The organism is Micromonospora xinjiangensis, from assembly GCF_056150165.1.
The window spans coordinates 1-12,108 of sequence record NZ_JAXCFO010000013.1 but is presented as its reverse complement, the minus strand read 5'-3'; the positions used below and the strand labels follow the sequence as shown (position 1 = coordinate 12,108).

General features: G+C 73.0%; 15 protein-coding genes. 7 read left to right on the top strand and 8 right to left on the bottom strand.

Annotated features, from left to right (window positions below; genetic code table 11):
- Positions 1–42 precede the first annotated feature (42 nt).
- The 3 genes from SM573_RS29215 (at position 43) to SM573_RS29205 (ending at position 3,562) form a co-directional block, all read left to right on the top strand.
- A complete protein-coding gene (locus SM573_RS29215) occupies positions 43–792 on the top strand; it encodes a sugar isomerase domain-containing protein (RefSeq protein WP_474617519.1) in 750 nt (249 codons plus the stop codon).
- A 114-nt stretch (positions 793–906) separates the two neighbouring features.
- The gene (locus SM573_RS29210) at positions 907–1,410 is read left to right on the top strand and encodes a DUF6328 family protein (protein ID WP_474614524.1); all 504 of its coding nucleotides are present in this window, start codon (positions 907–909) and stop codon (positions 1,408–1,410) included.
- Positions 1,411–1,549: 139 nt separating this feature from the next.
- A complete protein-coding gene (locus SM573_RS29205; protein WP_474617518.1) occupies positions 1,550–3,562 on the top strand; it encodes an acyl-CoA dehydrogenase family protein in 2,013 nt (670 codons plus the stop codon).
- A gap of 48 nt (positions 3,563–3,610) precedes the next feature.
- On the opposite strand, the gene SM573_RS29200 is transcribed toward SM573_RS29205, so the two are convergent.
- From SM573_RS29200 to SM573_RS29165, 8 genes are read right to left on the bottom strand one after another with little or no spacing between them, the layout of a single operon-like run.
- Positions 3,611–3,778, bottom strand: a complete 168-nt coding sequence (locus SM573_RS29200; protein ID WP_474614522.1) for a hypothetical protein — start codon at positions 3,776–3,778, stop codon at positions 3,611–3,613.
- Positions 3,779–3,787: 9 nt separating this feature from the next.
- Positions 3,788–4,393 carry a hypothetical protein gene (locus SM573_RS29195; RefSeq protein ID WP_474614521.1) on the bottom strand — a complete coding sequence of 202 codons (606 nt, stop codon included), beginning with the start codon at positions 4,391–4,393 and terminating at the stop codon, positions 3,788–3,790.
- Between the two features lie 50 nt (positions 4,394–4,443).
- Positions 4,444–4,842 (bottom strand): Fur family transcriptional regulator, encoded by a 399-nt coding sequence (locus SM573_RS29190; RefSeq protein WP_474617517.1) that lies wholly within the window; start codon positions 4,840–4,842, stop codon positions 4,444–4,446.
- 28 nt (positions 4,843–4,870) lie between these two features.
- Entirely contained in the window at positions 4,871–5,170 is a 300-nt protein-coding gene (locus SM573_RS29185) for an ArsR/SmtB family transcription factor (protein ID WP_474614519.1), read from the bottom strand.
- A 43-nt stretch (positions 5,171–5,213) separates the two neighbouring features.
- Entirely contained in the window at positions 5,214–6,080 is an 867-nt protein-coding gene (locus SM573_RS29180) for a metal ABC transporter permease (RefSeq protein ID WP_474614518.1), read from the bottom strand.
- Between the two features lie 2 nt (positions 6,081–6,082).
- Positions 6,083–6,844 (bottom strand): metal ABC transporter ATP-binding protein, encoded by a 762-nt coding sequence (locus SM573_RS29175; protein ID WP_474614517.1) that lies wholly within the window; start codon positions 6,842–6,844, stop codon positions 6,083–6,085.
- Entirely contained in the window at positions 6,841–7,797 is a 957-nt protein-coding gene (locus SM573_RS29170) for a metal ABC transporter substrate-binding protein (RefSeq protein WP_474614516.1), read from the bottom strand. Before SM573_RS29170 ends, SM573_RS29175 begins: the two co-directional genes overlap by 4 nt.
- Positions 7,798–7,851: 54 nt before the next feature.
- On the bottom strand, positions 7,852–8,109 hold the full coding sequence (locus tag SM573_RS29165; RefSeq protein ID WP_474614515.1) for a DUF6703 family protein: 258 nt from the start codon (positions 8,107–8,109) through the stop codon (positions 7,852–7,854).
- 26 nt (positions 8,110–8,135) lie between these two features.
- Between SM573_RS29165 and SM573_RS29160 the strand changes: the two genes are divergently transcribed.
- The 4 genes from SM573_RS29160 to dusB all read left to right on the top strand — a co-directional run bounded on the left by SM573_RS29160 (position 8,136) and on the right by dusB (position 11,802).
- Positions 8,136–8,477 carry an antibiotic biosynthesis monooxygenase family protein gene (locus SM573_RS29160; protein ID WP_474614514.1) on the top strand — a complete coding sequence of 114 codons (342 nt, stop codon included), beginning with the start codon at positions 8,136–8,138 and terminating at the stop codon, positions 8,475–8,477.
- A 24-nt stretch (positions 8,478–8,501) separates the two neighbouring features.
- Positions 8,502–9,071, top strand: coding sequence for a hypothetical protein (locus SM573_RS29155; protein ID WP_474614513.1), 570 nt, complete (start codon positions 8,502–8,504; stop codon positions 9,069–9,071).
- Positions 9,072–9,187: 116 nt separating this feature from the next.
- Positions 9,188–10,567, top strand: coding sequence for a glycine--tRNA ligase (locus tag SM573_RS29150; protein WP_474614512.1), 1,380 nt, complete (start codon positions 9,188–9,190; stop codon positions 10,565–10,567).
- Positions 10,568–10,629: 62 nt separating this feature from the next.
- Entirely contained in the window at positions 10,630–11,802 is a 1,173-nt protein-coding gene (dusB, locus tag SM573_RS29145; RefSeq protein WP_474614511.1) for a tRNA dihydrouridine synthase DusB, read from the top strand.
- Positions 11,803–12,108 lie beyond the last annotated feature (306 nt).

The following is a 12,108-nucleotide window of genomic DNA, read 5'->3' as shown; positions in this document are numbered from 1 at the left end:
CGCACGGGTCGGCCGGACGACGAGCACGGGACGGAGGAGCGAATGACGCTGAGCGCCGAGAGCTACCTGACGGTGGTGACCGAGACGATGAACCGGGTGGCCACGAGCCAGCGCGCGGCGGTGACCCGCGCCGCCGACCTGATCGCCGAGGCGGTACGCGCCGACGGGGTGGTGCACGCCTTCGGCACCGGCCACTCCGAGGCGCTGGCGATGGAGATCGCCGGCCGGGCCGGCGGGCTGGTTCCCACCAACCGGATCGCCCTTCGCGACCTGGTGCTGGTCGGCGGCGCGCCGGCCGACGTGCTCGGTCCGAAGCTCGAACGCGAGCCCGAGGTGGCGCACCGTCTCTACGAGCTGGCCCCGGTCCGCCCGCAGGACGTCTTCGTGCTCGCCTCCAACTCCGGTGTGAACGGCGCGATGGTGGAGTTCGCGTCGATCGTGAAGAAGCACGGGCACGCCCTGATCGCCATCACCTCGGCCCAGCACTCCGGCCAGATGACGTCCCGGCACCCGTCCGGGCGCAAGCTCGCCGACTTCGCCGACGTGGTGCTCGACAACGGCGCCCCGTACGGTGACGCCACGCTGCCGCTGCCGGGCGGCGGCGCCGTCGGCGCGGTCTCCTCGATCACGGCGGCCCTGCTCGCGCAGCAGATCACCGTCGAGGTGGTGGCCCGACTGCTCGCCGCGGGGGAGCGGCCCCCGGTCTACCTCTCGGCGAACATCGCGGGCGGCGACGAGCACAACAACGCGCTCGAGGCCCGGTACGCCGGGCGCATCCGTCGCGGCGCCTGACCGCGGGCGCCCGACCCCGTCGTGAGTCGGTTTCACGCGACGGGTGATCGGGCATTGGCGTTGCTGCCGGCGGCCGGGACCCGCCGGCAGTAGCGTTCGGAGCGGAGGTAGCGCGTGTCCAAGGAGACCGAGAAGCAACGCTGGCAGCGCAACTTCGCCGATCTGCTCCAGGAACTGCGGGTGGCGCAGACCGGGGTGCAGATCCTCTTCGCCTTCCTGCTGACGCTGCCGTTCAGCAACGGCTTCACCCGGACGACCGCCTTCCAGAAGGACGTCTACGTCGTGGCGCTGCTGTCCGCGGCGGCCGCCACCGCGCTGATCATCTCGCCGGTGGCGTTCCACCGGGCGCTGTTCCGGCAAGGCCGCAAGCCGGAGCTGGTCCGGTTCGCCCACAAGATGGCCAGCGGTGGGTTGGCCTTCATGCTGGTCTCGATGGTCAGCGCGGTGCTGCTGATCACCGACTTCGTCCTGGACCGCCCGATCGCGTTCCTGCTGAGCGCGCTCACCGGCGTCTGGTTCCTGACGTTCTGGGCGCTGCTGCCGTTCGCGCGACGCAACTGGGGCGACGACGACATCGACGACGAGGACGACGACCCCCGTACGCTCACCGGCGACTGACTCCCGCCCGAACCGGTCCACGATCCGACGATCGCCGAAACTCGATCTTCACCGAGAGCTACCCCTGGGTAACACCCGGGGGTAGCGTGGCGTTTGTCGAGCACGTTGACGCAGCGGACCGAGGTTCGAGGGGGCAGCCGTGACCACGACGCAGAACAGCCGACCCGCGCCGGACGAGTCCGGCGGCGTTCCGGAGCGACCCGACACCGGCGGCGGCGTCGCCGCCCCGCTGCCGACGGAGGCGGGGCACGTCTCCGAGAAGGAGGCCCGCCAGGTCGCCGAGGCGGCCCGGGAGTCCACCTGGGACCGTCCCAGCTTCGGCAAGGAACTCTTCCTCGGCCGGTTCCGGCTCGACCTGATCGACCCGTGGCCACGGTCCGACGCCGACGAGGACGCCCGGGCCGAGGAGTTCCTCACCCGGCTGCGGGACTACCTGGTCACCGAGGTGGACGGCGAGGCGATCGAGCGGGACGCGCGCATCCCCGACGAGGTGTTCCACGGGCTGGCCCGCCTCGGCGCGTTCGGGATGAAGATCGACCGCGGGTACGGCGGCCTGGGGCTCAGCAACCTCCAGTACTGCCGGGCCCTGATGCTCGCCGGTTCGGTCAGCCCGGCGATCGGCGCGCTGCTCTCCGCCCACCAGTCCATCGGTGTGCCGCAGCCGCTGAAGATGTTCGGCACCGCCGAGCAGAAGCAGCGCTTCCTGCCCCGGCTGGCCGCCGGTGAGGTCTCCGCGTTCCTGCTCACCGAGCCGGACGTGGGCTCCGACCCCGCGCGGCTGGCCACCACCGCCGAGCCGACCGAGGACGGCACCGGCTACCGGCTCAACGGGGTGAAGCTCTGGGCGACGAACGGCACGGTGGCCACCCTGCTGGTGGTGATGGCGCGGGTGCCGGCGGCCGAGGGGCGGCGCGGCGGGATCACCGCGTTCGTCGTCGACGGTGACGCGGACGGCATCACGATCGAGCGGCGCAACGCCTTCCTCGGCCTGCGCGGCCTGGAGAACAGCCTCACCCGCTTCCACGACGTCTTCGTCCCGAAGGAGAACGTCATCGGCGGCGAGGGCAAGGGGCTCAAGATCGCCCTCACCACGCTCAACACCGGCCGGCTGTCGCTGCCGGCGATGTGCGTCGGCGCCGGCAAGTGGTCGCTGAACGTGGCCCGGCAGTGGGCCGCCGAACGGGTGCAGTGGGGCCGGCCGGTCGGCGAGCACGAGGCGGTGGCGCAGAAGCTCGCCTTCATGGCCGCCACCACCTACGGCATGGAGACCATGCTGGAGATCTGCTGCCGGCTCGCCGACGACGACCGCAACGACATCCGGATCGAGGCCGCGCTGGTGAAGCTCTACGCCAGCGAGATGGCCTGGCGGATCGCCGACGACCTCATCCAGATCCGTGGCGGCCGCGGCTACGAGACGGCCGAGTCGCTGGCCGCTCGCGGCGAGCGTCCGGCCGCGGTCGAGCAGATCCTGCGGGACCTGCGGATCAACCGGATCTTCGAGGGCTCGACCGAGATCATGCACCTGCTGATCGCCCGTGAGGCGGTCGACGCGCACCTCTCGGTGGCCGGGGACATCATCGACCCCGACGCGGGCCTGGGCCGCAAGGCGCGGGCGGGGGCACGGGCCGGCGTCTTCTACGCGAAGTGGCTGCCCACGCTCGCGGTCGGCCCGGGTCAGAGCCCCACGGCGTACGCCCGGTTCGGGCCGCTCGCGGGCCACCTGCGGCAGGTGGAGCGCGCCTCGCGCAAGCTCGCCCGGTCGACGTTCTACGCCATGTCGCGCTGGCAGGGCCGGATGGAGCGCAAGCAGGCGTTCCTGGGGCGCGTGGTGGACATCGGCGCGGAGCTGTTCGCGATGGCGGCGGTCTGCGTCCGGGCGTACGCCGAACGGGACACCCGGCCGGAGAACGTCGAGCTGGTCGATCTCTTCTGCCGCCAGGCGCGGGTGCGGGTCGACGCGCTCTTCACGGCCCTCTGGGAGAACACCGACTCGGTCGACGTCGCGGCGGCCAAGCGGATCCTCGCCGGCCGTTACGCCGATCTCGAGTCCGGCGTGATCACCCCGCCCACCGACCTGCCGTGGGTGGCCCCGTGGTCCACCGGGCCGTCCACCGCCCCGGACGTGCGCCGCCGGATCCCGCCACCGCAGTAGCCCCGTCCGGTCCGTCGCGGGCCGCCGCCGGCCGAGGGGTCGGCGGCGTCAGCGGGCGACGGCCCAGGCCAGCACCGCCGCGAGGATCAGCCCGTTGAGCGCCGCCAGGCCGAGGTAGGCCCCGGGCGGGATACGGCGTCCCTTGCGGACGTAGCTGACGAGGACGGCGGCGTAGCCGAGCAGCAGGACGGCGACGACGAGCAGGAAGTAGAACACCCGACGACCTTAGCGGTCGTCTCGCAGACCGAGTCGGCGCAGCTCCAGCGCGGCGAGGGCGTCGACGGCGGCGTCGTCGCCACGCCGCCACGCCTGCGCCACGTCGGGCGCGATGCGGGTGAGCCGGTCCAGCGGCTGGGTGGCGAGCGCGCGCAGGGCGAGCAGGTCGCGTCCGGCGGGGGCCGCGGCCAGCTTCGCCGCCGACCCGGCGCGGCGCATCCACCGCACCCGCAGCGGCAGCCAGCCGACGAGGACGAGACCGAGCGGGAAGATCAGCACGGCCACGGTGAGCGCGAGGGCCAGCTGGTCGACGAGCTGCTGCTGGTCGCGGCCGGCGTCCGCGAGGGCCCGGGCCGCGCCCGCGGCCCGTTCGAAGGGCGCGGTCAGCTCGTCGCCGACCAGCGGCACGCGGCCCACCTTGCCGCCGGCCTCGGCCAGGTTGTCGGCGAGTCCGCCGCCGGCCCCCTCCAGCTTCTGTCCCGGCACGGCGAGCTTCTGCACCAGGTCGTGCAGCCACAGCGCGCCGCGGACCGCGGCGTACACCCAGACGACGACGAGCAGGTCGGTGAGGAACTGGCGGACGGCGGTCGGGAAGCGATCGGCGTAGATCTTCACGCCGGACAGCGTGCCACGGACGGCGTCCGCGGGCACCCCGCGAGACGGCCTCAGCCGGCGCAGGCCGGGCAGGTGCCGAAGATCTCCAGGGTGTGGCTGACGTCGGCGTAGCCGTGCTGGGCAGCCACCCGCTCGGCCCAGGTCTCCACCGCCGGCCCGGCCACCTCGACAGTCCGCCCGCAGCACCGGCAGACCAGGTGGTGGTGGTGCCCCTCGCTGCACCGGCGGTAGAGGTGCTCGCCGCCCGGCGGGCGCATCACGTCGATCTCGCCGGCGTCGGCCAGCCCCTGGAGCGTCCGGTAGACCGTGGTGAGGCCGACCCGCTCACCGCGAGCGCGCAGCATCGCGTGCAGGTCCTGGGCGCTGTGGAAGCCCTCGACCTCGCCCAGCAGGGAACTGACCGCGCTGCGCTGGCGGGTGTTGCGCAGGGTGGCGCTGCTCTCGCTCACGGCCTACCACCTCCAACCCGTCGCTGATTCATGATCCCTCGCCGGCGTGGCTGACCGCGTCCGCCACGATGTGCGCCACGTGCTCGTCGACCAGCGAGTAGGCGATCTCCCGGCCCCGGCGCGAGCCGCGCACCACACCGGCGCCGCGCAGCACCCGCAGGTGCTGGGAGACCAGCGGCTGCGCCACGCCGAGCTTCTCCACCAGCTCGTGCACGCACCGGTCGCCCGCCGCGAGCTCGCTCACGATGGCCAGCCGGATCGGAGCCGACAGGGCACGCAGGAGTTCGCTCGCACCCTCGAAGCCGTCGTAGCCGGATCCACCGTTCACCCCGTAACGGTAACCAATTCCGCCGGCCGTCCGCTGATCACGGTTACTGGAGCACCACCTCGTGCGGTTCGGCGGCCGGCTGCGCCGCGGGTACGCGCCGGCGGCGCAGCACGCGCCAGCCCGCCGCGGCCAGCGCGACCACCAGGAACGAGGCGATCGCCATCAGCACCACCGAGGCGCCGGGGGCGGTGTCGGCGGTCGCCGCCACCCACACGCCCGACCCGGCGGCGAAGAGGCCGAGCGCCATCGCCGCCGCCATGGTGGCGCGGAACCCGCGGGCGACCTGCTGGGCGGCGGCCACCGGCACCACCATCAGCGCGCTGATCAGCAGCACGCCGACCGCCCGCATGGCGATGGTCACGGTGACCGCGGTGGTGACCGCGATCAGCATGTTGAGCGTGCGGACCGGCAGGCCGGAGACGCGGGCGTACTCCTCGTCGTGGCTCACCGCGAAGAGCGCCGGCCGCAGCGCGACCATGGCCACCAGGATCACCGCGCCGAGCACCACGATGGTGGTCAGGTCGGCCGACGAGATGGTGATGAGCGACCCGAACAGGTACGCCATGAGGTTGGCCGGGGTGCTGTCGGAGAGCCCGACCAGCGTCACGCCGCCGGCGATGCCGCCGTAGAAGAGCAGCGCCAGCGCCAGGTCGCCGGAGGTCCGGCCACGGGAGCGGACCAGCTCGACGGCGATCGCGCCGAGGCTCGCCACGATCACCGCGACGAGCACCGGCGACCGGTTGAGCAGCAGACCGGCGCCCACGCCGGTCAGCGCCACGTGCCCGATCCCGTCACCGATCAGCGCCAGCCGGCGCTGCACCAGGTAGATGCCGAGCGCCGGGGCGGCGAGGCCGATGACCAGCGCCGCGATCAGCGCGCGCTGCATGTAGGGGTACTGGAAGAGTTCCATGGTCAGTTGCTCCAGAGCCCGACGGGCTCGTCGGGACAGTGCGGATGCACGTGGTCGTGGCCGGGCTCGGCGTGGTGGCCGGCCGGCTCCGGCACCGGGCCGTCGTGGCAGATCCCACCGGCGTGGACGACGACCGCCCGGTCGATGAGCGGACGCAGCGGGCCGAGTTCGTGCGCCACGAGCAGCACCGTCCCGCCGCCGGCGACGAACTCGCGCAGCGCTCCGGCGAACGCGTCCTGACTGGCGGCGTCCACCCCGGCGGTCGGCTCGTCGAGCACCAGCAGCTCCGGCCGGCCGGCGAGCGCGCGGGCGATGAGGGTGCGCTGCTGCTGCCCGCCGGAGAGGGTGGCGACCGGGTCGCCGGCCCGGTCGGCGAGCCCGACGGCGCGCAGCGCCTCGTCGACCGCGGCCCGGTCGGCCGCGCCCGGCGGGCGGAGGAAACCCCGGCGGGCCAGCCGGCCGGAGGCCACGACCTCCCGCACGGTGGCCGGTACGCCGCCGGCGGCACCCAGCCGCTGCGGCACGTACCCGACCCGTTCCCACCGCCGGAACCGGCGCAGCGGGCTGCCGAAGAGGGTGACCGACCCGGCGGTCAGCGGCACCAGCCCGAGCACCGCCCGGATCAGCGTGGACTTGCCGGAGCCGTTGGCGCCGAGCACCGCGACGACCTCGCCGGCGGTCACGGTGAGGGACACGTCACGGAGCACGGGGCGGCCGTCGTAGCCGACCGCCCCGTGCTCGACGGTGATCACCGGGGTGTTCACGAGCAGCTCAGCGCCGTACGAAGTGTCTGCAGGTTGGTGCGCATCACTGAAAGGTAGTCCGCCTCGCCCCCGTCGGCCGACAACCCCTCGATCGGGTCGAGCACGGCCGTCCGCGCACCGACCTCGTCGGCGATGGTCTCGGCGACCTTCGGGCTGACCAGCGTCTCGAAGAAGATCGTGGTGGCCTTGTGCTCCCGCGCCTCCTCGGCCACCTCGGCCAGCCGCTGCGGCGACGGCTCGGTCTCCGGGGCGAGGCCGGTGATGCCGACCTGCTCCAGCTGGTAGCGCTGCGCCAGGTAACCGAAGGCGGTGTGGCTGGTCACAATCTCCCGGCGCTCGCAGGTCTGGAGGCCGGCGCTGAACTCGGCGTCCAGCTTCTCCAGGTCGCCGCGCAGGCTCGTGGCCCGGGCCGTGAAGTCGGCGGCCCGGTCCGGGTCGGCCTTGCCCAGCCGCTCGGCCAGCCGGTCGGCGACGGTCGCGAGCCGGGTCGGGTCGAGCCACAGGTGCGGGTCCTTGCCGCCGGTCTCCTCGTGCTCGGCCGGCTCTTCCGCACCCTCGTGCTCGTGGCCCCCGGCGGCGGCGTCCAGCAGCGGCTCGACGGTCGAGACGTCGAAGGCCCGGTCGTTCGCGTTCTGCGCGACCGCCTCGTCCACCGCCGGCTGGAAGCCCTTGAGGTAGACGACCAGCTCGGCCTCACTGATGTCGCCGACCTGGCCCGGGTTGAGCTCCAGGTCGTGCGGCTCGGCACCGGGCTTGACGAGGTTGGTGACCCGGACGGCGTCGCCGCCGACCCGCTCGGCGACGAACTGGAGGGGGTAGAAGGCGGCCACCACGTCGACCCGCTGCGGGTCGGCGCCGGCCGGGCCGTCGGCGGAGCAGGCGGCGGCGCCGCCCAGGGCGAGCAGCGCGGTGGTGGCGGCGGCCAGGGCGCGCGAAGCGGAGCGGTTGTTCATGCCGTCAACTGTCCGCCGAAACGATAATGATTGTCAAAAACGCATGAGTGCATGTCACAGCAGCTTGGCCAGGGCGACCGCCACCAGCAGCGTCAGCATCAGCAGCCGGATCATGCGGGTCTGCGGCGCCTGCACCGGCCAGGTCCGGGCCATCAGCGCGATCAGGGCCGCGGCGAGCGCGAGCAGCAGCAGCCCGCCGACCACGCCCGGTGCGAAGAGCGCGACCAGCACCAGCAACAGGGTGACCAGGAACACCGCCGTCGGGTTCACCCGGGCCAGACGGCTCAGCAGGGGGCTCTGCGTACGCTGCATCCCACAGACTCTACGAGGAGGAGCCCGTGCTGGTGACCAACCGGTTCGTGGTCGACGTCGATGTCGCCGACGAGTTCACCGAGCGGGCGCACGCCGCCCTGACCGCGCTGGCCGCCCGGCCCGGCTACCTCCGGGGCCAGCTAGCCCGGGCGCTCGACGACCCGCGGCACTGGTGCCTGGTCACCGAGTGGGAGTCGGTCGGCGCGTACCGGCGGGCGCTCGGCGGCTTCGACGTCAAGGTCAGCGCCGTTCCGCTGCTCGCGCAGTCCGTCGACGAGCCGTCCGCGTACGAGGCGCTCGCCACCGCGGCCCCCGGCGGGGCGGTGGTCGTGAACGCCAGTGATCGGGCCGCTGGTCCTTACCGCTGAGCCCGCGGGCACTAGATTGATCGTATGAGCGCTCCCGGACCGGCAGCCCCACCGCCGCACACCGCGCCGCCCGGGCCGCCCGGTGGACATCCCCCCGCCGTGCCCGGTCCGCCGTCGGAGCCGCCCGCCCCGCCGCCCGGCCCCGGGGTGTCGCCGCCGTTCGCCGCCCCGCCCACCGAGGGGCGACGCGCCCGGCTCTGGCTGGGCCTCGGCGTCGGCGCGCTCGCCGTGGTGCTCTGCTGCGGAGGCGGCGGAGCCGCGGTGGTCGGCCTGGCCGTGAGCGGGGTGCAGGCGGTCCGCGAGCAGGGCCGGACGGTCTCCACCGACTACTACCAGGCGCTGGTGGACCGGAACTACGGCGAGGCGTACGACCAGCTCTGCGACGACGCCCAGCGCCGTGAGTCGCGCGCGGAGTTCGAGCGCCGGGTGGCCGCGGAGCCCCAGGTGACCGCCTACCGGGTCGGTGAGGTGGACACCACCAACCTGACCGTGCCGGTGGACGTGACGCTCGAGGGCGGTCGCCGCGAACGGCAGCAGGTCACCCTCGGCCAGGACCAGCAGACCGGCGGCATGGAGGTCTGCGGGGTCAGCTGACGGCGACCCGAGTATTCTGCTGGGCTCGGGGCTCCAGCGTCGTTACCGTTGTCCCGAACTGCTCTTCTCCGTCCCCGTCACGTCCCCGCCGACCGCCAGCCGGCGTAGGAGGAAACATGCCAGTCGACCGTATCGACGCCGTCGTCAGCCTCGCCAAGCGCCGAGGCTTCGTCTTCCCCTCCAGCGAGATCTACGGGGGCACCCGGTCGGCGTGGGACTACGGTCCGCTCGGCGTGGAACTCAAGGAGAACGTCCGCCGGCAGTGGTGGCGGACGATGGTCCAGCAGCGCGACGACGTCGTCGGCCTGGACTCGGCCGTGATCCTGGCCCGTAAGGTCTGGGAGGCCTCCGGCCACATCGCCGAGTTCGTCGACCCGCTCACCGAGTGCCAGTCGTGCCACAAGCGGTTCCGCGCGGACCACCTGGAGGAGGCCTACGAGGCCAAGCACGGCAAGCCGCTGACCTCGCTGACCGAGCTGAACTGCCCCAACTGCGGCAACAAGGGCACCTTCACCGAGCCGAAGATGTTCAACGGCCTGATGAAGACCTACCTCGGCCCGGTGGAGAGCGACGAGGGCCTGCACTACCTGCGCCCGGAGACCGCCCAGGGCATCTTCGTGAACTACAAGAACGTGGAGACGGTGGCCCGCAAGAAGCCGCCGTTCGGCATCGCGCAGACGGGCAAGTCGTTCCGCAACGAGATCACCCCGGGCAACTTCATCTTCCGTACGCGCGAGTTCGAGCAGATGGAGATGGAGTTCTTCGTCGAGCCGGGCACGGACGAGCAGTGGCACGAGTACTGGCTCCAGGAGCGCTGGAACTGGTACCTCGACCTCGGCCTGTCGGAGGAGAACCTGCGCTTCTACGAGCACCCGAAGGAGAAGCTGTCGCACTACTCGAAGCGGACGGTCGACATCGAGTACCGCTTCCAGTTCGGCGGCAGCGAGTTCGCCGAGCTGGAGGGCATCGCCAACCGCACCGACTTCGACCTCTCCACGCACAGCAAGCACTCGGGCGTCGACCTGTCGTACTTCGACCAGAGCAAGGGCGAGCGCTGGATCCCGTACGTCATCGAGCCGGCGGCCGGTCTCACCCGCGCGGTGCTGGCCTTCCTGCTGGAGGCGTACGACGAGGACGAGGCGCCGAACACCAAGGGCGGCGTGGACAAGCGCACGGTCATGCGGTTCGACCCCCGGCTGGCGCCGGTGAAGGTCGCGGTGCTGCCGCTGTCGCGTAACGAGGCGCTGTCCCCGAAGGCCAAGGACCTGGCGGCCACGCTGCGCAAGCGCTGGGTGGTCGAGTTCGACGACTCGCAGGCGATCGGCCGCCGCTACCGCCGCCAGGACGAGATCGGCACCCCGTTCTGCGTGACGGTCGACTTCGACACCCTCGACGACAACGCGGTGACGGTGCGGAACCGGGACACCATGGCCCAGGAGCGGGTCTCCCTGGACCAGGTGGAGCGCTACCTGATCGAGCGCCTGCCCGGCTGCTGACCCGGGGTACGGGGCTCCGGCGGCGCGCGAGAGCGCCGCTCGGGGCCCCGTACACTTGTGCGGTGACCGCTCCGACCCTGCCCCGACTGCGCCCGCTCACGCTCGGGCGGCACCAGGTGTGGCCGCCGGTCGTGCTCGCGCCGATGGCCGGGATCACCAACGTCGGCTTCCGGCAGCTCTGCCGGGAGCAGGGCGGCGGCATCTACGTCTGCGAGATGATCACCACGGTCGCGCTCGTCGAGCGGAACCCCAAGACGCTGCGGATGATCGCCTTCGGTGAGGACGAGCAGCCGCGCAGTCTCCAGCTCTACGGCACCGACCCGGAGACGACGGCGGCGGCCGTCCGGATCGTCATCGAGCGGGACCTCGCCGATCACATCGACCTGAACTTCGGCTGCCCGGTGCCCAAGGTGACCCGCAAGGGCGGCGGGGCCGCGCTGCCGTGGCGGCGCCGGCTCTTCGCCCGGCTCGTCAAGGCAGCGGTGGACGCCGCCGCGCCCGCCGGGGTGCCGGTCACGGTCAAGATGCGCAAGGGCATCGACGACGACCACCTGACGTACGTCGAGGCCGGGCTCGCCGCCCAGGACGCGGGCGTCGCCGCGGTCGCCCTGCACGGTCGGACGGCCGCGCAGCGCTACTCGGGCACCGCCGACTGGGACGCCATCGCCACCCTCAAGCAGGCGCTGGACGTGCCGGTGCTGGGCAACGGCGACATCTGGGAGGCGGACGACGCCCTGCGGATGGTGGCGCACACCGGCGTCGACGGCGTGGTGGTCGGCCGAGGCTGCCTGGGCCGTCCCTGGCTCTTCGCCGATCTGGAGGCCGCGTTCAACGGCCGCCCGGAGCGGCGGCTACCGACGCTCGGCGAGGTCGCGACGACCATGCGCCGCCACGCGGAGCTGCTGGTCGAGCAGTTCACGGCCGGTTCACGCACACCGGAGCGCGGCGAGCGGGACGGCTGCACCGACTTCCGCAAGCACGTCGCCTGGTACCTCAAGGGGTTCCCGGTCGGCGGTGAGCTGCGTCGTGAGCTGGCGATGATCGAGAGTCTGGCCCAGCTGGACGACCTGCTGGCCAAGCTCGACCCGACCGTGCCGTTCCCGCTGGAGACCCTGGGCCAGCCGCGCGGTCGCACGAACTCGCCCGGCAAGGTCTTCCTGCCGGACGGCTGGCTCGCCGACCGGGACGACGAGACCGTGCCCGAGGGCGCCGAGCTGGCCGACTCCGGCGGCTGACCGGCCCGCGCCCGGCTCCCGGCGGGCTCGCCCTCCGCGTCCGGCTCGCGGCGGCCGATCGGCCCGCGTTGGCTCCCGACCGCCGACCGGCACCGCGTCCGGCTCCCGACCGGCGACCGGCTCGTGCCCGGCTCCCGACGGCGACCGGCCCGCGTTGGCTCCCGACCGCCGACCGGGCGCCGGTCGTGGAGATGACGAAAAGGGAAAAGGGCCGGCCCCCGTTGGTGGGGGCCGGCCCTTTCGGTTGGTGTGTGTTGCTCGGGTCAGCTGGCCGAGTAGCCGCGGGTGGCGATCCAGTCGGCCAGG